The organism is Micromonospora sp. DT41 (assembly GCF_049841715.1).
GTDB lineage: Bacteria > Actinomycetota > Actinomycetes > Mycobacteriales > Micromonosporaceae > Micromonospora > Micromonospora profundi.
The window spans coordinates 29292-49887 of sequence record NZ_JBNCKU010000013.1; the positions used below are offsets into that span (position 1 = coordinate 29292).

Sequence of the window (20596 nt, forward strand, 5' to 3'; positions counted from 1 at the left end):
CGGCGGTCGGCGACGCCGGCCGCCGGAGATCCCCCTATGAGAGGAACCAACCGCAATGACCCGTGACGAGATCACCACCGGCCTCGCCGAGATCCTCGAAGAGGTTGCCGGGGTGAACCCGGACGACGTGGCCGAGGGGAAGTCCTTCACCGACGACCTCGATGTCGACTCGCTCTCCATGGTCGAGGTAGTGGTGGCGGCCGAGGAGAAGTTCGGCGTCAAGATCCCGGACAACGAGGTGCAGAACCTCAAGACCGTCGGGGACGCCGTCAGCTACATCGAGGCGCAGTCCTGATCATGAGTCGTCCTGACGTCGTCGTCACCGGGCTCGGCGCGACGACCCCGCTCGGCGGGGACGTCGCGTCGACCTGGGACGCAATGCTCGCCGGCCGCTCCGGGGTGAGTGCCCTCACCCAGGAGTGGGCCGCGCAACTGCCCGTCCGGATCGCCGCGCAGCTGGCCGTGGAGCCGTCGGAGGTCCTCGACCGCGTTCGGCTGCGTCGGCTGGACCGCTCCGAGGCGATCGCCATCATCGCCGCGCAGCAGGCGTGGGCGGACGCCGGCCTGGCCGACTCCGGCCTCGACGGGGAGCGGCTCGCCGTCAGCATCGGCTCGGGCATCGGCGGCGCCACCACCCTGCTCGCCCAGGACGACATCCTGGAGGCGTCCGGGCCGCGGCGGGTCTCCCCGCACACCATCCCGATGCTGATGCCGAACGGTCCGGCCGCCTGGGTCGGGCTGGAGCTGGGCGCCAAGGCCGGCGTGCACACGGTGGCCAGCGCCTGCGCCACCGGCGCCGAGGCCATCGCGCTCGGTCTGGACATCATCCGCGCCGGCCGGGCCGACGTGGTGGTGGCCGGCGGCACCGAGGCGGTCATCCACGCGCTGCCGATCGCCGGGTTCAGCTCGATGCGGGCCATGTCGACACGTAACGACGAGCCGGAGCGGGCCTCCCGTCCGTGGGACAAGGGCCGTGACGGCTTCGTCCTCGGCGAGGGCGCGGGCGTCGTGGTGCTGGAACGCGCCGACCACGCCGCCGCCCGGGGCGCCCGGGTGTACGCGCGTCTCGCCGGAGCGGGTATCACCTCCGACGCGTACGACATGGTGCAGCCGCACGCCGAAGGCGAGGGCGCCATCCGGGCCATCGGCAAGGCGATCGCGGACGCGGACGTCGCCAAGCAGGACATCGTGCACGTCAACGCGCATGCCACGTCGACCCCGGTCGGCGACATGTTGGAGATCGGTGCGCTGCACAAGGCGCTCGGCGATCACCCGGTGCTGGCGGCGACCAAGTCGATGACCGGTCACCTGCTCGGTGCGGCCGGCGCGCTGGAGTCGATCGCCACGATCCTCGCCATCCGCGACAGTGTCGTCCCTCCGACGGTCAACCTGGAGGACCCGGACGACGGCCTCACCCTGGACGTGGCAGCCCAGAAGGCACGGCCCATGGAGATCCCGGCCGCGTTGAACAACGCGTTCGGCTTCGGCGGCCACAACGTGGCTCTGGTCTTCACGCGAGCCTGACACCACCGCCCGCGGCAGCGGGTGAGCAGTGGCCCTGTCCCGTCGCCTGGCGACGGGAGAGGGCCCGGTGTCGTTTCAGGCCCGGTTGCGGGGGTGCCGCTTGGCGGTGCGCTCGTTGCCCCGGCGGTAGTTGCCCGTCCAGCGGGCCATCACCAGCTGCGGGTCGTCGTCGACCTCGGCGAGGAACTCCGCCGCCCGGCCGCCGCGCAGTGTGCTCGCCACCTGCCCGTGATGGGTGATCACCACGGTGCCGTCGGCCCGCTGGTCGTACCGGAATCCCTCAGGTGCTGGCATGCGGCAGAGGCTTCCAGATCACCTGGCCTGCCGCGACACGATTTTCCGGGCCGCCGAACGGCGCCGCGGCGTCGTCGGGCGGCCCTGTTCAACGTCGCTGCGCCGGCCGGCGTCGGGGTCAGGTGCCGCAGGTCGTGGCGGGCAGGCCCGACACGGCGACCGGGGACCGGCCGCCCGGCCGGGCCTTGCCGGCCAGCACGGCCGCCAGCGCTGTCATCGACGCCCGGCTGGAGGAGTACGTCGCCAGCAGCGTGGGCGACGCCGCCCCGGCCAGCACGTACGGGGTGTCCATGGCGACGGTGACCGCAGCGTCGGCGCGTAGATCGTCGGCGCCGTCGCCGTAGCCGACGAGGTGCACCACGGTGCCGCCACTCGGCTTCACTGTCACGCCGGCAGCGGTGAGCGCGGCGGTAAGCGCCGCCCGGGTGCCGTCCCGGCCGCCCGAGGAGGTGACGGTGACCGGCCCGCGTACCGCCTTGCCGCACTCGCCTCGCAGCACTGTGACGGCACCGGCGGCCAGCGCCTCCGCCGCCGCCCGGTGCGCCGGGGAGTTGAGCGTGGACATCTGCGCGGCCGGGGCGTCCGCGAGCCGGAACTTCATCGTCAGCACCCGGGTCACCGCCTCGACCAGCCGGGTGCGGGGCAGCGACCCGCCGCGCAGCGCGGCGAGCAGTCCGTCGTACGCCTGGCCGACGTTCGGGGTCATGAGGATCAGGTCGTTGCCGGCGTTCAACGCCCGGACGGCGGCCTCGCCGGGCGCCCAGCGCTTCGCCGGCGGCATGTTCATCCCGTCGGTGATCACCACACCCTTGAAGCCGAGCTGGCCGCGCAGCACGTCGGTGAGCAGCTTGCGCGAGAAGGTCGCCGCGGTGCCCGGGTCGATGGCCCGCACGTCCAGGTGAGCCGACATCACTGCCATGGCCCCGGCGTCGATGCCCGCGGTGAACGGCGGCCACGCGCCGGTGCGCAGCGCCTCGGCGGACTGGGTGAGCACTGGCAGGTCCTGGTGCGAGTCGTCGGCGCTGTGACCGTGCCCCGGGAAGTGCTTCAGGGTGGCCGCGACGCCACTTGCCTGCAGGCCCCGGACGGCACCGCCGACCTGCGCGGCGGCGACCTTCGGGTCGGAGCCGTACGAGCGGGAGCCGATGACCTTGCTGCGGGTGGCCAGTACGTCGGCGACCGGGGCGAAGTCGACGTTGATGCCCATCGCGGCGAGTTCGGTGCCGGCGGCCCGCCAGGCGTTCTCGGTCAGTTTGGGGTCGCCCGCCGCACCGGCCGCGAGGGCGCTGGGCAGCAGCGTGACGCCGTCGGTGACGCGGGTGACGACGCCGTACTCCTGGTCGGTGCCGATCAGGAAGGGCGCCGGGCCTGCGGCCAGCCGCCCGGCGGCCTCGCGCAGCCCACCGGTCAGCTCGTGGACCTGCTTGGGGTTGTCGACGTTCGTGGTCTCCTGGTTGCCCTTTGTCGGGTCGTCGGCGCTGAAGCCGACCAGGATCAGCCCGCCGAGCCGGTACTTGGCGATCATCTGGGCGGGGGTGTCGACGCCGGCGAGTGCCTGGTTGCCGGCCGCCGAGCCGGGTGAGACCTTCGTCGCCGAGTCGCCGTAGGCGTACGGCATCAGCACCTGACCGACCAGGTCCTCGTCGGAGAGCGTGGCGACGAGCGCGGCGGCGCGGGCGGCCGGGTCGGCGGCGGCCGGCGTCGCGGCGGCGGTGCTCGGCGCGGCCGAGGTCGCCGCAGGGCTGGGGCTCGGGTCGGGGCGTTCCGGGGTACCCGAGCAGCCGGAGACGAGCAGGGCGGTCAGGGCGGCGACGGCGATGCCGGCGCGTCGCGGGCGAATCGGCACGCCGCCCATCCCACCAGGTCCCCCCTTATCGGGGCAACTTGACCTTACCGGTCGGCGTCGGCATGCCCGCGCCGCCGGCCTGCCCGACCCCGGTGAGCACCGGGGCGACGGGCCCGGTCAGCCGACCCGGGTGAGCAACGTCACCGGAGCCCCGTCACCTGCGTACCGGTAGGGCTCCAGGTCGTCGTCCCAGGCCGTGCCGAGCGCCTTGTCGAGGGCGTGCGACAGCGCCTCCGGGGCCCGGGCGGACGCCATGAGCGCCCGCAACCGGTCCTCGCCGAGCTGAATGTCCCCCGCCGCGCCGACGGTGGCCCGGAACAGGCCGCGGGCCGGCACGTACATGTAGCGCTCACCGTCGGCGCCGGAACTCGGCTCCTCGGTGACCTCGAAACGGATCATGGGCCACTGTCTGAGGGCAGCAGCCAGCTCGGCGCCCGTCCCGGGACGGCCGGTCCACCCGCACTCGGCCCGGCGTGCGCCGGGGTCGACGGGCTGAGCCGTCCACTGCAGGTTGACCGGCGCGGCTAGGACGCGCGCGATCGCCCACTCGACGTGCGAGCACACGGCGAGCGGGGTCGAGTGGACGTATACGACGCCACGCGTTGGCACGGTGACCTCCCGGAGAGCGAGGTGCGTCTTCCCCTACGACCTCGGCCACCCAGGTGGTTGCTGCAACACATGATGACTCCTGTGACGGATGGTGCGCCAGGGAATCGGAAAATTCGCTGGCCGGAATAGCCGGACGGGTGGTCTCGGTTGGCTCAGAGGACACCGCGACGAGCAGCTTGATGTCGTGGTCCTGTACAGTTCCATCGGCGGCTTATGCCGCGTTACACCTCGCGGGCCGACTCACGTGTCGTCCGCACACAGCCCCCGGACGTCCAGTCCTCCCGTACGTCTTGCAAGGAGTACCTCCGTGGCGAGCAACACCTCTAAGACCGCGCGCGCGTCCGTCCGGGCCGGCCAGGCTGGCCAGGGTGGCGCCCTCAGCGTGCTGGGCGAGTTCAAGTACCTCATCCCGCTCAACGGCGGCAAGCACGCCTACGTGCGTAACCTGACCAACGGCAAGACCGCGCACCTGCGCACCGACTCCGACGCCTTCGTCGAGGAGATCCGGGTGCTGGCCGCCGCCGGCCACGCCGCCAAGATCCGGGCGGAGATCAACAACCTGGCTGCCACCCACCCGGGTGACGGCTGGGAGGCCACCGAGAAGCGCCTTGTCGCGGCCGGTGTCTTCGAGGGCTGAGCCCCTCCCCCACCGCATCATCAGCGAAACCGCCCGTCGGGACTTCCCGGCGGGCGGTTTCGCGTCCGCGTCCGGGCGCTCGGGCCCCGGGTTTCAGGGCGGGTCGAGCAGGGCGACCTCACCGGTGGCCAGGTCGTAGAGACCGCCGACCACTGCCACCCGGCCAGCGGCGACCGGCCCGGCCAGCAGGTCGTCGTGGCGCAGCGCGCGCACCGTACGCCCGACGTGCCGGCGGATCGCCAGCGGTTGCACCGCCGGATCGTCGAGCCCCGCCTCGACGACCGCAGGGGCGATCTCGTCGACGAGGTGGGCAAGCGATCCGTCCGGCCGCTGACCGGTGCGCAGCGCCTCCACCGCTGCCCCCACCGCCCCGCACCGCTCGTGGCCCAGCACCATGACCAGCGGTACGCCGAGCTGGCCCACGGCGAACTCGATGGAGCCGCGTACCGCGCGGTCGAGCACGTGCCCGCCGGTACGGATCACGCACATCGCGCCGAAGGTCTGGTCGAAGATCGCCTCCAGCGGCACCCGCGAGTCGATGCAGCCGAGCACCACCGCGTACGGCTGCTGGTCGCCGGAGGCCGCCGCGGCGGCCGTCACGTCGTGTCCGTGCATGGGCTGACCGCTGATGAAGCGCCGGTTGCCGGCGAGCAGTTCCGCGAGCGCGACCCTTGGCGTACCCCCGGCCTGTCGCTCGTGAGCTGCCGGTCCGCCGGCTGGCGGGCCGGGCGTCGCCTGCGTCGACCCCATGCCGTCCAGCTTGGCCCGGTCGGTGGCGGACAGGTGGGCGCTCGGGAATGTTCCCTCGACGCGATTGGCGTGGTGTGCTGGCGGGTAGCCGGTGTTACCGCCGGGTATCCCCGGTGCCGGTGGTGGTGCCTGGGCGACCCTGGGAGGTGGCGATGCCGGAGCGGTTCGAGGTCGGTCTGCCCGACGGCGTGCGGCTGCACGTCGAGACCACGGGGCCGGCGGACGCCCCGGTCACAGCCGTCCTGCTGCATGGCTGGACGCTTGACGGGCGCGCCTGGCACCGGCAGCTCGACGCGCTCACCGGGCTGTCGGAGGGCGCGGTGCGGGTGGTCACCTTCGACGCGCGGGGCCACGGCCGGTCCAGTTGCATGGCGTTGCCCACGGCCACCCTGGCCCAGCTCGGCGACGATCTTGCGGCGGTCATCGACGCGGTCGCGCCGGCCGGCCGGGTGGTACTTGTCGGGCACTCGCTGGGCGGCATGACGATCATGGAGTACGCGCACCGCCACCCCGCGCACTTCACCGCCCGCACGGCAGGCCTGGTCTTCGTCTCGACCACCGCCGAGGGGCACACGCACACCGCCTACGGGCTCTCGCCGCGGATCACCCGGCTGATCCGGCTCGCCGAGACCACCGGGGCCGGTGTGCTGGCCCGGTGCGGCTCGTGGCGGCCGCCCCGCCCGCTGCTGCGCGCACTGCAACCGAGCATCCGCTGGATGCTCTTCGGCGACCGCTGCGATCCGGCCGACATCCGGCTGGTGACCTCGGCGGTGGCCCGCGCCTCACTGCGCTCGATCGGCGGGTTCCGCGCCTCGATCGGCGCCCAGCACCGGTTGGACACCCTCAGCGCGCTCGCCCACCTGCCGGCCGCCGCCCTGGTCGGCGATCGGGACCGGCTCACACCGCCGCCGTGCGCCGAGTCGATCGCCGCGGCGCTGCCGGCCACCGAACTGACCGTCTGCCCGGGTGCCGGGCACATGCTGATGATGGAACGTCCCGACGAGGTGAACGCCGCGCTGACCGGCGTCCTGCGTCGGGTGCTCGCCGCACCGCCGGCCGACGCCGTGTCGCCGCGCCCCGGCGACGCGAGCGCCGTCGGGACGGGTGCCTGAGCACGTTCGCGCACCTCGGGCGCGGCGGATCCGGACGGGGGCCGTACCCTTCTGCGGTTGGCCCGCGCGGTTCGCGCCGCTTGCCGGCGACATCGAAGGAGCGTGCGTTGACCGACCAGACCGCCCTGGAGCAGGAGATCGCCGTCGAGCAGCGGCACCTCGACCGGGTGTACGCCCGACTGGCCGAGCTGCGCCAGTCCGCGGTCCGCGCCGAGCGCGACGGCTACCGGATGGCGCGGGTGGGCACGTTCGGCGCGCTCGTCGAACGTGACGCGATGGTCTTCCACGCCGCGCAGCGGCGGCACACCCTCGACGCCGAGCACGAAGGGCTGGTCTTCGGCCGCCTGGACCTGCGGGACCGTCAGGTGCTGCACGTCGGGCGGCTCGGCATCCGCGACGAGGACGCGACAACGCTCGTCGTCGACTGGCGGGCGCCGGCCGCCGCCGCGTTCTACCAGGCCACCCCGGCGCAGCCGCTGGGCGTGGTGCGTCGACGGACCATCCAGTCCCGGCGGGAACGGGTCACCCGCATCGAGGACGACCTGCTGGACCCCACCGCCACGCCGGAGGGGATGACAGTCGTCGGCGACGGCGCGCTGCTGGCCACCCTGTCCCAGGCCACCGGGCGGGGCATGCGGGACATCGTGGCGACGATCCAGCGGGAGCAGGACGAGGCGATCAGGTCGCCCGGTTCCGGGGTGACGATCGTCGCCGGCGGCCCGGGCACCGGCAAGACCGCTGTCGCCCTGCACCGGGCCGCCTACCTGCTGTATTCCGACCGCAGCCGGTACGCCGGCGGCGGCATCCTGGTGGTGGGCCCGTCCACGGTCTTCGTCGAGTACATCGCCTCGGTGCTGCCGTCGCTCGGCGAGGACACGGCGACCCTGCACTCGCTCGGCACCCTCTTTCCGGGGATGACAGCCACCCGCACCGATCCGCCGGACGTGGCGGCGGTGAAGGGTTCGCTGCGGATGCGCCGGGTGCTGGAGCGCGCCGTCCGGGACGCGGTGCCGGGCGGGCCTGGTGAGTTGCGACTGCTCTACCGGGGCACGCTGCTGCGGCTGGACCGCGCCGAACTCGACGCGATCCGGGACCGCGCGCTGAACCGGGGCGCCCGCCGCAACGAGGTCCGTCGGGCCGGCTTCGACGGGGTTTTCGCCGCGCTCTGGGCGCAGGCCCGTCGCCTGGGCATCGGCCGGCTGCCGGAGCAGCGGGCCTTCGAGGACGAGGTCGCCGAGCGGGCGGAGTTCCGGGAGTTCCTCAAGGCGTGGTGGCCCCGGCTGCATCCCCGGCACGTGCTCGGTTGGCTGGCCCGTCCCGACCGTCTGCGTAGGTACGCCGGAGGAATCCTCTCCGGCTCGGAGATCCGGCTGCTCGGTGCGGCGTACCGGACTCTGGAGACCGACGGCCTGACCATCGCGGACGTGGCGCTGCTCGACGAGTTGGACGCGCTGCTGGGCAAGCCCGTGCAGCCGGCCCGCGCCCGGCGTGACCCGTTCCAGCTCGCCGGCGGGGTCCGGGAGCTGAGCACACTTGGCGACCGCCAGCGGGCGGCCCGCGCGGCGGCGCGGGAGCGTCCGGCGGACTACCGGGACTACGCGCACGTCGTGGTGGACGAGGCGCAGGACGTCTCACCGATGCAGTGGCGGATGATCGGCCGGCGCGGTCGGCTGGCCTCGTGGACCATCGTGGGCGATCCGGCGCAGACCGCGTGGACCGGTGACCCGGAGGAGCTGACCCGGGCCCGTGACCAGGCGCTGGGTCGGCGCAAGCGGCTGGACTTCACGCTCACCACCAACTACCGCAACTCGGCGGAGATCTTCGCGGTGGCGGCGGCCGAGATCCGCAGGCTGTATCCGGACCTGCCGCTGCCCAGGGCCGTCCGCTCCACCGGGGTCGATCCGGTCGAGCACGTCGTACCGGCGGCCGGGTTGGAGGCCGCGACGGTTGAGGCGGCCACCGGCCTGCTGGCCGAGGTGGACGGCACGGTCGGGGTGATCACGCCGGTCCCCCGCCGCGACGAGGTCGCGGGCTGGCTCGGCGCGCTCGGCGGGTCACGGTTGCAGGTGGTGACAAGCCTGGAGGCCAAGGGCATGGAGTACGACGGGGTGGTGCTCGTCGCGCCGAGTGAGATCCGGGCGGATCCGGGTGCGGGTGTACGCACGCTCTACGTCGCGCTGTCCCGGGCCACCCAGCGACTGACCACCATCGACCCGATCGGCTGAATCCGTGTTGGCGGGGCCGAGGGTCCACCAGCGCCCTACAGTTGCATACATAGCGATGTGAACATACATTTGACCCCGTCCCGGCCGGCACAGGAAGGTGGGTTTCGTGGGCTCAGGTCATGACCACCACCACGCGTCGGTCAGCAACGCCGCACAGCAGCACCGGGGCCGGCTCTGGGTAGCGTTCGGGCTGCTCGCCACCCTGATGGTGGTCGAGGCGGTGGCCGCACTGCACACCGGCTCGCTGGCCCTGCTCTCCGACGCCGGGCACATGTTCACCGACGTACTCGGCATCGGGATGGCCCTCGCCGCGATCACCGCAACCCAACGGGCCGCCCGCGACCCGCAGCGCACCTTCGGGCTCTACCGCCTCGAGGTGCTCGCCGCCCTCGCCAACGCCGTCCTGCTCTCCGGCGTCGCGATCTACGTGGTGATCGAGGCGATCGGCCGGTTCGGCGACCCGCACGAGGTGGTGGTCGGCCCGATGCTCGTGGTCGCCGTGCTCGGCCTGCTCGCGAACGTGATCGCGTTCGCCCTGCTCCGCACCGGCGCCCGGGACAGCATCAACCTCCAGGGCGCCTACCTGGAGGTGCTCGGCGACCTGCTCGGCTCGGTCGGCGTGATCGGCGCGGCACTGCTCATCGCGGTCACCGACTGGTGGTGGGCCGACCCACTGGTAGCGGTCGCCATCGGCGTGTTCATCCTGCCGCGCACCTGGCGGCTCGGCCGCGCCGCGGTCCGCATCCTCGTGCAGGCCGCTCCGGAACACCTCCAGGTCACCGCCGTGCACGACCGGCTCGCCGCCGTACCCGGCGTGGTCGAGGTGCACGACCTGCACGTCTGGACGCTCACCTCGGGCATGGAGGTGGCCTCCGCACACCTGACGATGGCGCCCGACGCGGAGGTCGGCACCGTGCTCACGGCGGCGCGCACCGCCCTGCAGGAGGACTTCCGGATCGAGCACGCCACGCTCCAGATCGAGCCCGGTGCGGCCCCGGGGGCCTGCGGTGCCGTCACTTGGTGAGCGGGTTGTCAGCTTTTATACCTTTTGTCGGTGTTTTGGGTAGCGCTTCGCGCACCGTCAGTCACAATCGCTGCACCAGCCCCATGAGCACCGGTAGGCTGGCTCCCGGCCACCACCCGGCGGCGCCCTCCCGGCGCCGGTGGCGGCCGCCGCCTAATCACCCGAGAGGGCGAACCGGGGAACCATGTTCCTGGGGTGCATCCGCGTCAGCGGTAGGGATCTTCCGTCCCGAACCCGTCAGCTAACCCGGTCGGCGGCTGACGGAAGGACATGCGCAGTGGCACCAGCACGACCCCCCGCCGCCCGATTGGCGGCGCTGATCGTCATGATGTTCACCCTCGGCGTCGCCATCCCCGCCGGCGCCGCCTCGGCCGCTCCCCCGGCCACCCAACGGGCCGCGGCACCCGACAACGACGAAGAGGGTGGCACCCCCGCCCTGCGCGCCGCACTCGACGCGGCCAGCAAGGGCTACCTGGACGCGAAGCGCGCCCTGGACACCTCGATCCAGCGGCAGCAGCAACTCGCCGCCAAGCTCAAGACCACCGAAGCCGAGATGGACGAACGCAGCGGCAAGGTCGGCGAGATCGCCGGCGTCGCGTACCGCACCGGCCGGCTCAGCACCGTCTCGGCGCTGCTCAACACCAACAGCCCCGAGGGCTTCATGGACCGCGCCGCCGCGCTGGACGTGGTCGCCGCCAACGAGGACCGGGTGCTGCGCGACCTCATCGCCACGAAGGACGAGGCCAACCGCACCCGCGTCGCCCTCGACGGCGAGATCCGCGAGCAGCGCAAGCAGGTCGAGGTGATGGCCAAGCGCAAGGAGCAGGCCGAACGCGCCCTGGCCGTTGCCAACACCAGGCAGCAGACCACCGCCTCCGACTCCGGCTCCAACCGGGGCACCTCCACCGCCAACGCCAAGCCCGCGCCGCGCAACTCCGACGGCTCCTGGCCGTCCGAGTCCTGCAGCGTCAACGACCCGACCCCGGCCAACGGCTGCATCACCCCACGCACCCTGCACGCCCTCAACCAGGCCAAGGCCGCGGGCTTCACAAGGTACGTCTCCTGCCACCGCTCCGGCGGCTCCGGCGAGCACCCCAAGGGTCGCGCCTGCGACTTCGCCGCGCAGAAGAACGGCTTCGGCGGGGACGCCACCGGCGGCGACAAGACGTACGGCAACAACCTGGCCGCGTACTTCATCCGCAACGCCGACCGGCTCGCCGTGCTGTACGTGATCTGGTACAGGCAGATCTGGCTGCCCAGCAGCGGGTGGAAGTCGTACAGCGGGGCGAACGGCGACCCGTCCAGCGACCACACCAACCACGTACACCTGTCCGTGTACTAGCCCGACCCGACCCGGCCGGCGCTCCCCCACGCGGGGACGCCGGCCGGTGTACGTCTGCGCGACCGCACTCGAACCAGGATGTAGTGGCCTCCCAACGGCCCGACACCACGACATCCTGGATCGAGCACGATCATGACAAGGTCCGCGCGCCAAGCGGCGGCTGGTCAGGTCGACGGTGGGGGGTTGTCGCTGCGGTCCAGGGCCGCTCCCAGCCGGGCCGCCAGGGCCAGGTGGGCGACTCGGGCCTGGCTGAAGGCGTACCGGAAGAGGGGTTTCGGTGCCCGCAGGGTGATCTCGACGTCGATCCGGACCAGGCCGTCGGGCTCGGCGCGTAGGCGTGTGTGGTTACGCACCGTGGTGGCCGGCCACTGGCGTGCGACAGTGACGATCTCGTCGTCGTCGAGGGTCAGCACGTCCGCGTGATAGGTGGTTCGGAAGCGGAGCGGGCCGGCGACCAGACGGTCGTTGATCGTGTAGCTGGCCACGGCTCCGGGCCGGGGCGGGACTCGCCGCACCCGGATGATCAGTGGGTGCAGCTCGCCCTGGCGGCTCAGGTCGCCAAGCAGGGCCGCCGCGTCGGCGAGCGAACAGCGGGCCTGCACGGTGTAGCTGAACGTGTCGCTGCTGAGCACGCCGTCTCCCGCCGTCGATGGGTCGCACGATCGTCCCGTACACCGGTGGGGCTGGCAACGTCCGGACGGACACCGGCCGTTGCCCGGGCATTGGCGACGCGTTATCACTACCGTCAGCTGTTGAGGTATCACCGGTCGTGATGAAGGGCGGACGCATGAACGGGGATGACCGGTGAGCGGGCACGTGATGGTCTTCGCGCCCACACCGCAACTGACGGTAACTGTGGATCAGCCGAACGACCACCCCGAGCTGCACCTGCACCCCGGCGGGCAGGGCGTCTGGCAGGCCCGCATGGTGCTGTCGCTCGGTGTCGACGTGGTGCTGTGCGCCGCGCTCGGCGGCGAGATCGGCCAGGTGCTGGAGCCGCTGCTGGTAAGCGAGGGCGTCGACCTCAAGGTGGTGGTCCGGGACTCCGGCAGCGGCGCCTACGTGCACGACCGTCGGGACGGCTCCCGGCAGGAGATCGTTGACGTGCCGGGGCACCCGCTGAGCCGGCACGAGCTCGACGAGCTCTACAACCTGGCGCTCGGCGAGGGCCTCCGCGCCGAGGTGAGCATCCTGAGCGGGCCCAACGAGCCGTGGCTCGTCCCGGCCGACGTGTACCGGCGCTTCGCCGCCGACCTCGGCGCCAACGGCAGCCGGGTGGTGGTCGACCTCTCCGGGGAGCACCTCGGTGCGGCGCTGGAGAGCGGGGTGTTCTTCCTCAAGGTGAGCCACGAGGAGCTGATCCGCGACGGGCGCGCCCGCAACGACGAGACAGCGGAGCTGACCCGGGCGATGTACGAACTGCACGCGGCCGGCGCCGAGACGGTGGTGGTGAGCCGGGCCGACCAGCCGGCCTTGACGCTCATCGACGGGGAACTCTTCGAGGTGCAGATGCCCCGGCTGGAGGCCGCCGACCCGCGTGGCGCGGGCGACTCGATGACCGCCGGGGTGGCCGCCGTGATCGCCCGCGGTGGGGACATCCGCACCGCCATCCGCACCGGCGCCGCAGCCGGGGCACTGAACGTCACCCGGCACGGCCTGGGCACCGGTCGGCTGGACTCGATCACCGGGCTGGTGGAGCGGGTCCAGCTGGCACCGGCGGACAGCCGGCCCCAGGAGCGGACCACCCCCGACGAACTGGCCGACCGGGTGGTCGACAGATGACCCTGCGGGTGCTGATCACCAACGACGACGGGATCGCCGCGCCGGGCATCCAGGCGCTGGCGTGGGCCGCGGCGCAGCGGGGACTGGACGTGGTGGTCGCGGCGCCGCTGGAGGAGGCAAGCGGTACCAGCGCCGCGATGAGCGCTGTGGAACGGGACGGCCGGGTCGTGGTGCACGATCATCCGCTGGCGGACCTGCCGGGTGTGCCGGCGTACGGGGTGGGCGGCTCGCCCGGCTTCATCACGCTCATCGCGCTGCACGGCGCGTTCGGGCCGCCGCCGTCGGTGGTGCTGTCCGGCATCAACAGGGGCGCGAACGCCGGCCGTGCCGTGCTGCACTCGGGCACTGTCGGTGCCGCGTTCACCGCCGCCACGAACGGCTGTCGGGCGATGGCGGTGTCGCTGGACGTGCTGTCGGCCGGTGAGGCGACGGCCGCCAGCGGTGGCGCGGCGGTGGACGCCGCGGCACGGGTACGCGACGTCGAGCGGCACTGGGGCACCGCCGCCCGGGTAGCCCTGGACCTGCTGCCCCGGCTCACGGCAGGGCCGCCGGAGAGCGTGCTCAACGTCAACGCCCCCGACCTGCCGCACGGGCGGCTGCGCGGGGTGCGCCGTGGTTCGCTGGCCAGCTTCGGCCAGGTGCAGATGACTGTTGCCGAGTCGGGGCACGGCTTCGTGCGTACCTCGTTGGAGGAGCCCGGCCAGGCCGCGCAGCCCGGCACGGACGTCGCGTTGCTTGCCGGCGGGTACGCGTCGGTGACAGCCATCCGGGCGGTTACCGAGGCGGCCGACGTGGACCTGACCGGTCTGGACCAGGAGCCCTGACGGGCCCCGCGCGAGGTGTGGCGACGCTCAGGCGCCGGGGAGCACCTCGGGGGTGGCAGCGCCGGCGAAGTAGGGCTCGGGGGCACCGAAGAGGCCGAGCAGGCCGGTCACCCAGAGCTGCCGGTGCACGAACCGGCTGGGCTCGGTGACGACGAGCTTGACGCCGCTGACCTCGGCGGTCTGGAAGCCGGCGACCATGGCGCTGATGCCGACGGAGTCGATGAAGGTGACGAGCCTCATGTTGAGCTCGATGCGCAGCGGGCGGCCCTTGGCCAGCACCTCCGCGATCGCTTCCCGCACCTCGTATGCGGTGTCGACGTCGATCTCGCCACGCGGGGAGATCTCCACGACACCACCGGACAGAACTGATTGCACGATCGACAGGCTCACGCGAGCACCTCCACCCGCCCGTCCCCCGGGCGTCTCATCAGTACGCGGGCCGCGACCGAGAGTATTCCTCCGACGGCCTCGGTCGCCACCCCTCGGGATGAGCAATTCACGGATCCGGCCACCCAAAGTGGCCCATATCCCTTCTTTTCGGTATCTGATCAGTCAATAGTTTTCGTTATCTGCTCAGTCGGCAATCGGTCGGAACCGACGCGCCGCGGACAAGGGTAGCGGCCCGAACGCGACACGCCCCACAATCCGCCCGCCCCGCGCCTCAGCCCGACTGAGCCCGGCGTGTCGCGTCTACCGGGATGCTGAGCTCGATGGGCGTGATTCCCCCTCGGGCATCCGATACCGAGGTCCAATCATCCGCCCGAGGTTGCCGATGCCCCCTAGCATCAGCCCGGGACACCCACCGTGACGGAGAGGACCTTCGATGATCAAGAGACTGGCCGGGCTGACTGGTGTCGGCCTGCTGCTTGCCCTCGTGTTGGCCTGCGGTTTCGGCGGTGGCGGGGGCGACGATGACGACGATGACGACGACTTCGCCCGGGGCGCTGCCGTGGTGACCCTGCGCTGAACCGTTCGGGAGACCGTGCCGGCCGGGTTTGCGCGCGGGCGGCGCGGGGCACTGCGGGATGAGCGAGCCGTGACGCGCTGGACAGCCGCCGAAGTCCGAGGTAGGTGGCTTCGGCACCCGAGGAGGTAACCACGATGTTCGGAACCAACCTGCTGGACCGCCGCAGCAAGCCGGAGCGGATCGCGGACCAGGCGTGGGAGCACCTGGTCTCCGCCGTCAGCTCCGCCGGGGACAGCGTCCGGGACACCGCCCGCTCGGCCCGCCGCAACAGCGGTGACCTCGCCGACGGCGCTGGTGATCTGGTGGGCTCGGCAGCCGAGGAGGCGCGGCGGCGCGCCTCCCGTGCCTTCGACGCGCTCGCCGGTCGCCAGCCGGCCCTGCCGTGGACGCTGCTGATCGGTGCCGCGCTTGTCGGCGCGGCGGTCGGCTGGGCCGTCGGCTCCGCCGCTCGTGCCGCCGGCAGCCGGGACGACCGCGCGGTGAACGACGTCGAGTTCGTCGACGTGGACCGCCCCAACTCCCCCGTCGGCCTGGACGACTGACAGCCCACCCGCACGACAAGCCCCGCTCGACCTTCCGGTCGGCGGGGCTCGCTCTTGTGTGTGCGCGGCCGGTTTGGTGCTCGACACGGCGTCGGCGCGACCGACGATGGAGGAGCCTGAGCGGGTGTCAGGCCGGTCCGCCGGGGTGCCGGACCCCTCAGACAGCCCCGGCGGACCGGTGTTCCGGGGGTGGTCCGGGGGTTGTCCCCGGACCACCCGAGGTCAGCGACTCGTGCAGGTGACGGTTGCCGGAGGTGCGTTGCTGCCGGTCCACGTGCCCAGGAAGCCGACGGTGGTGCTGGCGCCGGCGCCGAGCGCGCCGTTCCAGCCGCTGTCCTGAACCGAGACGACCGCCCCGCTCTGGGTGTGCGTGCCGCCCCAGAGTTGGCTGATCCGCTGGCCGTTCGGGAAGGTCCAGCCCAACGTCCAGCCGGCGATGGGCGCGCTTCCGGGATTGCTGACGACCAGCTCGGCCTGGAAACCGCCAGACCAGGAGCCCGTCACCCGGTACGTCGCCGCGCACCCGCCACCCGGCGGAGGCGTGGTCGGAGGCGGCGGGGTCGTGGGAGGCGGAGTGGTCGGAGGCGGAGTCGTCGGAGGGGGCGTGGTGGGCGGCGGCGTCGTCGGAGGGGGCGTCGTCGGCGGCGGGGTGGTGGGGCCGCCGGTGCGCTCGCCGACCACGATCCCCCGACCGTTTGTGCCGAGGTAGACCCGGCCGTAGACGCGGGGATCACCGGTCAGCGCCTCGGTCGGGTTGCCGTACTGGTGGCTGTCGTCGTTGACGCGTACCCAGGTCGTGCCGCCGTCGTCGGAGCGGTGCACGCCGGGCTGGCCGTCCACAGCGCCGTACAGGAAGACGGCCGGGTTGGTCCGCCCCGGCGCGGCCTTGCCGAAGCCGACGTTGCCGGAGGCGCTGACTCCGCCCAACTTGGCGAAGCTGGCGCCCGCGTCAGTGGACCGCCACAGCCCGCCGGGACCAGCCAGCCACAGCTCGCCCGACCGGCCGGGCAGGGCCTTGAACCGTACGTCGGAGGTGGGCAGCCCGGTCGCCGCCGTGGCGGTGAAACTCGCACCGCCGTCGGTGCTGAGGTAGACCCGACCGCCGCTGAAGCCGTAGAACCGGTTGGGGTCGACCCGGTCGGACTCGACAGTCGCGTTGGCGGGAATGCCTGTCGACGGTGTCCAGGTGTTGCCGAAGCCGACCGAGTAGACAACCCGCTGACCGGCGTCGCCGGGCGCCCAGACGAACCGGCTGCCGTCGGCCGCGGCGGCGACCGTACCGCCGGTGTTGACCCCGGACGGCTCGGTGCCCTGGAACCAGGTGGCGCCGCCGTCGGTGGAGAAGGCGACGTGGCTGTCGCCGGGCCGGTCGGCGTCGGTGAAGTTGCCGGAGCGGACGACCACGGCCGGCTTGCTCTCGGCGTAGTCCAGGCTTGTGGTGCTCGTGAAGACCGGCTGGGTGAACAGCATGGACGGGATGGCGTCCAGGTCGGTGTGCCGGAAGCCGCCGACGTCGCCGAGCGCGCTGATCAGCGGCGCGCCGCTGGGCGGGCTGATCAGGTCGAGTACGGCGGTCTCCTCCAGGCCGCGCACCATCGGCTTGATGGTGAACTGGCCGCCGGTGTCCCACTTGGTCAGGTCGGTGGTGCCGTAGATGGTGGCGCCGGTGCCGTACATCATCCGGTTGGAGTCGTGCGGGTCGATCTCCACCGACTCGTTCATCCAGCCGAGCTTGGGCGAGGACTCCGGTGGCGCCGGGTTGACGCCGAACGTCAGCCAGGGCACCGAGCTGACGTCCATCGTGTAGCGGCGGGACTGCTCGGGATAGTTGGTGAACTCCCAGATGCGGGTCCAGCTCGCCCCGCCGTCGGTGCTGCGGAAGAAGATCGCGTCCGGCCACCAGGAGACCTGGGTGGCCACCAGCAGCGTGTTCGGGTGCTGCCGGTCGATGGTCAGGCCGCTGTAGCCGAAGTAGGCGTCCGCGCTTGTGGACGGCACCGGGCTGATCCGCGTCCACGCTCCGGTGGACCTTGTGAACTTCCAGACGTCGCCCTTGCCACCGTCGTACGGGCCGCCGGTGTCGCTTGTGGCGATGTAGAGGTGACCGCCGACCGGGTCGACGACGCCCTTGTGGGCCAGGTAGCCGGTGGGCTGGCCGGGGATCCGCGACCAGGTCACGCCCCCGTCGGTGCTGCGGTAGACGGGGTTCTCCTTGTCCGCCACGCCGACGTAGATGGTCTGCGTGGTGGAGCCGGCCGAGCCGGTGCTCTTGTCGAAGCTCACCCAGGTCAGGCCCTGGTTCTGCCCGTTGTAGCCGTTGGGGTCGCTCGGGTCGGCCCGGTAGTTGCCGACGTTCGGAAAGGCGGTGACCTTCGCCCACGTCGCCCCGTGGTCGGTGCTGCGCCACAGCCCGTTGCCACCCTCGGCGCCGTAGTAGACGATGCTGTTCCGGTTGGGGTCGACGGCGAGCCGCTCACCCATTCCCCGGCCCGGCATGTTGCCGCCGTTCTTGAACGGCAACTCGGTGATCTGCCAGGTGGCGCCCTTGTCGGCCGAGCGCAGGATCGCGCCGTTGTTCGGGTCCCACCCGTTTGTGTACATGCCCACCGCCGCGTACACCCGGTTGGTCTGCACCGGGTCGGTGGCGATGCTGACGACCCCGTTGTAGCCCCACCGGTCGGCGCCGACCCAGTCGAGCAGGGGCGTCCACGACTGGCTGGACTGCTCCCAGCGGTACGCCCCACCGATGTCGGTGCGGGCGTAGATCAGGTTTTTTTCGGTGAGGTTGAAGACGATGCCGGGCACGAAGCCGCCGCCACCGACCTGGACGTTGCGCCAGCTGTACGCCTCGGCGGCGGCCGCAGCCGACGCCGAGTCGGCCGCTGGCACCGAGGCGGCGGCGAAGGGGGCCACCACGACTGCCGCGGCGGCGGCCAGCGCGGACACCACCGCACCAGCGAGACTCCTGGACACTGCTTGTTCCTCTCGGCAGGGACGCCCGGGGGACGGGAACGACGAGTGGTCACGCCATGGCCCGGGGGACGGGCACGACGCTGGGACGGGCCGGAGTTGCCCTGACTCCAACCACCCGACGCGACGGCTCTGCGCGATCGAGGAACGCGCTTACCCTATCCGATCCCGCGCCGCCATGGAAGCGCTCCCATCATCGATGTTCGTAGCTTGCGAAGGAGACGCTCACCCGTACCGGATGAGGACGCCTCACCCGTGCCGACGGCAGGATCGGACCCCGGCGGGCCTGCGGCTCCGGCCGCGACCCCGGTCCGCCAGTCAACCCAGCGGAGGAGGGCCGATGGCCGTCGCGACGATCAGCCGCACCGACCAGGACATCCAGTCCGCCGTACTCGACGAATTGACCTGGGAACCCCGGGTGCAGCCGCACGAGATCGGCGTGACAGTCGACGAGGGTGTCGTCACGCTTACCGGGCGGGTGGACAGCTACGCCAAGAAGTGGGCAGCCGAACGGGCCACGCACCGCGTGGCCCAGGTCCGGGCCGTCGCCAACGACGTGGCCGTGCGGCTCCCCGGCAGCGCCGAGCGCGCCGACCCCGACCTGGCCGCCGCAGCCGGTCACGCACTGGAGTGGGACGCGTTCGTGCCCATCGAGAAGCTCCAGGTCACCGTGTCGGCCGGCTGGGTGACGCTGCACGGCGAGGTCGAGTGGGAATACCAGCGCCGGGCCGCCGAACGGGCCGTCTGCCGGCTGACCGGCGTACGCGGGGTCAGCAACGGCATCAGCGTCCGACCGGTCGCCCCGCTGGACAGCGCGAACCTGGCCGAACGGATCGTCGACGCGCTCGCCCGCGCCGAGGCCACCGCAGCCGAACGGATAGGCGTCCGGGTGCACGGCGACACAGTCGTACTCACCGGGCTCGTGCACTCCATGCCCGAACGCGCCGAGGTGGAGCAGGTGGCCTGGTCCGCGCCGGGCATCCGGGAGGTCCAGAACCACATCGCTGTCGCCCCGGTCCTGCGCTGACGAACGCGGAACCACCCCGGGCGGGTGAGCCCACCTCACCCGCCCGGGAAGCAGGCTGGGTACATGAGTGATCCCAACGGGCTGATCCAGCCGGGACGCCCCGCGCCCGATTTCACACTGGCGAGCACTCCGGACGGGCGCCAGATCGGGCCCGAGCAGTTCCGGGGTCGACCCGTCGTCCTCGCCTTCTATCCCGCCGACTGGAGCCCGGTCTGCGGTGACCAGATGTCGCTCTACCAGGCGGCGGGACCGATGTTCGACCAGTATCAGGCGATGGTGCTCGGCATCTCGGTGGACAGCTTGTGGTCGCACCGGGCGTTCGCCGAGAGCCAGGGCATCACGTTTCCACTGCTCGCCGACTTCGAACCAAAGGGTGAGGTGGCCCGCCGGTACGGCGCGTACACCTCGCGGGGCGTGGCGGCACGGGCGCTCGTGGTGCTGGACCCGACGGGCACCGTCGCCTGGAGCTACCTGTCCTCGCCAGACGTCAACCCGGGCGCCGACGGGATCTTCGACGCGCTGGAGCGGATCGCCGTCGACCGGAAGGTGGTGGCCGGATGACCACGCCGTTTCAGGTGACCGCCCGACTGCGGGAGCCGGTCACCGCCGAGGACCACGTCCGCGGGCCGTCGGACGCCGCGGTGACCATCATCGAGTACGGCGACTTCCAGTGCCCGTTCTGTGGTGCCGCCTACCCGAACCTGCACGAGTTGCTGCGCCAGCGCTCCGACACGGTACGGCTCATCTACCGCTACTTCCCGATCGCCAACGTGCACCCGTACGCCGAGCGTGCCGCCGAGACGGCCGAGGCCGCCGCCAGCCGGGGCAAGTTCTGGGAGATGCACGACTGGCTGTACGAGCACCAGGACCAACTGGACCCGGTGCACCTGTCACTCGGCGTGGAGCAGCTCGGGCTGCCGCCGGACGCCGTGAACGACGAGGTCGAGCGCGGTGCGTACGCCGACCGGGTGCGCCGGGACTTCGTGGGCGGAATCCGCAGCGGCGTGAACGGCACGCCGACCCTGTACATCAACGACGTCCGGCACGAGGGCGGGTTCGACCTGCCCGACCTGCTGGCCGCCGTGGACGCCGCAGCCAACGCCTGACCCGTCGCCTGATTC

Annotated in this window: 21 protein-coding genes and 1 riboswitch; of the genes, 14 read left to right on the forward strand and 7 right to left on the reverse strand. The window is 72.2% G+C overall.

Annotated features, from left to right (window positions below; translation table 11 throughout):
* Window positions 1-55: 55 nt before the first annotated feature.
* Window positions 56-295, forward strand: coding sequence for an acyl carrier protein (locus ACLQ23_RS23275; RefSeq protein WP_053653162.1), 240 nt, complete (start codon window positions 56-58; stop codon window positions 293-295).
* Window positions 296-297: 2 nt separating this feature from the next.
* On the forward strand, window positions 298-1524 hold the full coding sequence (gene fabF / locus ACLQ23_RS23280; RefSeq protein WP_355595187.1) for a beta-ketoacyl-ACP synthase II: 1227 nt from the start codon (window positions 298-300) through the stop codon (window positions 1522-1524).
* Between the two features lie 75 nt (window positions 1525-1599).
* Here fabF and ACLQ23_RS23285 read toward each other — a convergent pair whose 3' ends face one another.
* The 3 genes from ACLQ23_RS23285 to ACLQ23_RS23295 form a co-directional block, all read right to left on the reverse strand.
* Window positions 1600-1818: a hypothetical protein gene (locus ACLQ23_RS23285; RefSeq protein ID WP_355630700.1), complete on the reverse strand. Its 219-nt coding sequence runs from the start codon at window positions 1816-1818 to the stop codon at window positions 1600-1602.
* 118 nt (window positions 1819-1936) lie between these two features.
* Window positions 1937-3673 (reverse strand): glycoside hydrolase family 3 protein, encoded by a 1737-nt coding sequence (locus ACLQ23_RS23290; protein WP_355595183.1) that lies wholly within the window; start codon window positions 3671-3673, stop codon window positions 1937-1939.
* A gap of 108 nt (window positions 3674-3781) precedes the next feature.
* The gene (locus tag ACLQ23_RS23295) at window positions 3782-4273 is read right to left on the reverse strand and encodes a DUF3145 domain-containing protein (protein ID WP_053653158.1); all 492 of its coding nucleotides are present in this window, start codon (window positions 4271-4273) and stop codon (window positions 3782-3784) included.
* A 307-nt stretch (window positions 4274-4580) separates the two neighbouring features.
* Between ACLQ23_RS23295 and ACLQ23_RS23300 the strand changes: the two genes are divergently transcribed.
* The gene (locus ACLQ23_RS23300; protein WP_030330285.1) at window positions 4581-4910 is read left to right on the forward strand and encodes a hypothetical protein; all 330 of its coding nucleotides are present in this window, start codon (window positions 4581-4583) and stop codon (window positions 4908-4910) included.
* A 93-nt stretch (window positions 4911-5003) separates the two neighbouring features.
* Here ACLQ23_RS23300 and ACLQ23_RS23305 read toward each other — a convergent pair whose 3' ends face one another.
* Window positions 5004-5660 (reverse strand): carbonic anhydrase, encoded by a 657-nt coding sequence (locus ACLQ23_RS23305; RefSeq protein WP_355630703.1) that lies wholly within the window; start codon window positions 5658-5660, stop codon window positions 5004-5006.
* Window positions 5661-5812: 152 nt separating this feature from the next.
* On the opposite strand from ACLQ23_RS23305, the gene ACLQ23_RS23310 reads away from it, so the two are divergent.
* The 4 genes from ACLQ23_RS23310 to ACLQ23_RS23325 all read left to right on the forward strand — a co-directional run bounded on the left by ACLQ23_RS23310 (window position 5813) and on the right by ACLQ23_RS23325 (window position 11363).
* Window positions 5813-6772: an alpha/beta fold hydrolase gene (locus ACLQ23_RS23310; protein ID WP_355630706.1), complete on the forward strand. Its 960-nt coding sequence runs from the start codon at window positions 5813-5815 to the stop codon at window positions 6770-6772.
* A gap of 107 nt (window positions 6773-6879) precedes the next feature.
* A complete protein-coding gene (locus ACLQ23_RS23315) occupies window positions 6880-8997 on the forward strand; it encodes a HelD family protein (protein WP_355630709.1) in 2118 nt (705 codons plus the stop codon).
* 106 nt (window positions 8998-9103) lie between these two features.
* Entirely contained in the window at window positions 9104-10021 is a 918-nt protein-coding gene (locus ACLQ23_RS23320) for a cation diffusion facilitator family transporter (RefSeq protein ID WP_355595175.1), read from the forward strand.
* Between the two features lie 140 nt (window positions 10022-10161).
* Window positions 10162-10293: riboswitch (cyclic di-AMP (ydaO/yuaA leader) on the forward strand.
* Window positions 10294-10298: 5 nt separating this feature from the next.
* Window positions 10299-11363 (forward strand): coiled-coil domain-containing protein, encoded by a 1065-nt coding sequence (locus ACLQ23_RS23325; protein ID WP_425735664.1) that lies wholly within the window; start codon window positions 10299-10301, stop codon window positions 11361-11363.
* Between the two features lie 164 nt (window positions 11364-11527).
* Here ACLQ23_RS23325 and ACLQ23_RS23330 read toward each other — a convergent pair whose 3' ends face one another.
* Window positions 11528-11995, reverse strand: coding sequence for an SRPBCC family protein (locus tag ACLQ23_RS23330; RefSeq protein WP_355595173.1), 468 nt, complete (start codon window positions 11993-11995; stop codon window positions 11528-11530).
* Between the two features lie 187 nt (window positions 11996-12182).
* Between ACLQ23_RS23330 and ACLQ23_RS23335 the strand changes: the two genes are divergently transcribed.
* Both ACLQ23_RS23335 and surE read left to right on the forward strand, forming a co-directional pair.
* On the forward strand, window positions 12183-13145 hold the full coding sequence (locus tag ACLQ23_RS23335) for a 1-phosphofructokinase family hexose kinase (RefSeq protein ID WP_425735700.1): 963 nt from the start codon (window positions 12183-12185) through the stop codon (window positions 13143-13145).
* Window positions 13142-13969, forward strand: coding sequence for a 5'/3'-nucleotidase SurE (gene surE / locus ACLQ23_RS23340; protein ID WP_355595169.1), 828 nt, complete (start codon window positions 13142-13144; stop codon window positions 13967-13969). The genes ACLQ23_RS23335 and surE overlap by 4 nt, the downstream gene beginning before the upstream one ends.
* A 27-nt stretch (window positions 13970-13996) precedes the next feature.
* Here surE and ACLQ23_RS23345 read toward each other — a convergent pair whose 3' ends face one another.
* Window positions 13997-14359 carry an STAS domain-containing protein gene (locus ACLQ23_RS23345; RefSeq protein ID WP_053653152.1) on the reverse strand — a complete coding sequence of 121 codons (363 nt, stop codon included), beginning with the start codon at window positions 14357-14359 and terminating at the stop codon, window positions 13997-13999.
* A 433-nt stretch (window positions 14360-14792) separates the two neighbouring features.
* Between ACLQ23_RS23345 and ACLQ23_RS23350 the strand changes: the two genes are divergently transcribed.
* Window positions 14793-14936: a hypothetical protein gene (locus tag ACLQ23_RS23350; RefSeq protein WP_355595167.1), complete on the forward strand. Its 144-nt coding sequence runs from the start codon at window positions 14793-14795 to the stop codon at window positions 14934-14936.
* A gap of 134 nt (window positions 14937-15070) precedes the next feature.
* Entirely contained in the window at window positions 15071-15478 is a 408-nt protein-coding gene (locus ACLQ23_RS23355; RefSeq protein ID WP_355630712.1) for a hypothetical protein, read from the forward strand.
* A gap of 222 nt (window positions 15479-15700) precedes the next feature.
* Here the strand turns inward: ACLQ23_RS23355 and ACLQ23_RS23360 are convergent, their stop codons facing one another.
* Window positions 15701-18451, reverse strand: a complete 2751-nt coding sequence (locus tag ACLQ23_RS23360) for a cellulose binding domain-containing protein (protein WP_355630715.1) — start codon at window positions 18449-18451, stop codon at window positions 15701-15703.
* 337 nt (window positions 18452-18788) lie between these two features.
* On the opposite strand from ACLQ23_RS23360, the gene ACLQ23_RS23365 reads away from it, so the two are divergent.
* From ACLQ23_RS23365 to ACLQ23_RS23375, 3 genes are all read left to right on the forward strand, one after another.
* Window positions 18789-19475, forward strand: a complete 687-nt coding sequence (locus ACLQ23_RS23365; protein ID WP_355630718.1) for a BON domain-containing protein — start codon at window positions 18789-18791, stop codon at window positions 19473-19475.
* A 63-nt stretch (window positions 19476-19538) separates the two neighbouring features.
* Window positions 19539-20036: a redoxin domain-containing protein gene (locus ACLQ23_RS23370; protein ID WP_425881074.1), complete on the forward strand. Its 498-nt coding sequence runs from the start codon at window positions 19539-19541 to the stop codon at window positions 20034-20036.
* Window positions 20033-20581 (forward strand): DsbA family protein, encoded by a 549-nt coding sequence (locus tag ACLQ23_RS23375; RefSeq protein ID WP_425881075.1) that lies wholly within the window; start codon window positions 20033-20035, stop codon window positions 20579-20581. Before ACLQ23_RS23370 ends, ACLQ23_RS23375 begins: the two co-directional genes overlap by 4 nt.
* Window positions 20582-20596 lie beyond the last annotated feature (15 nt).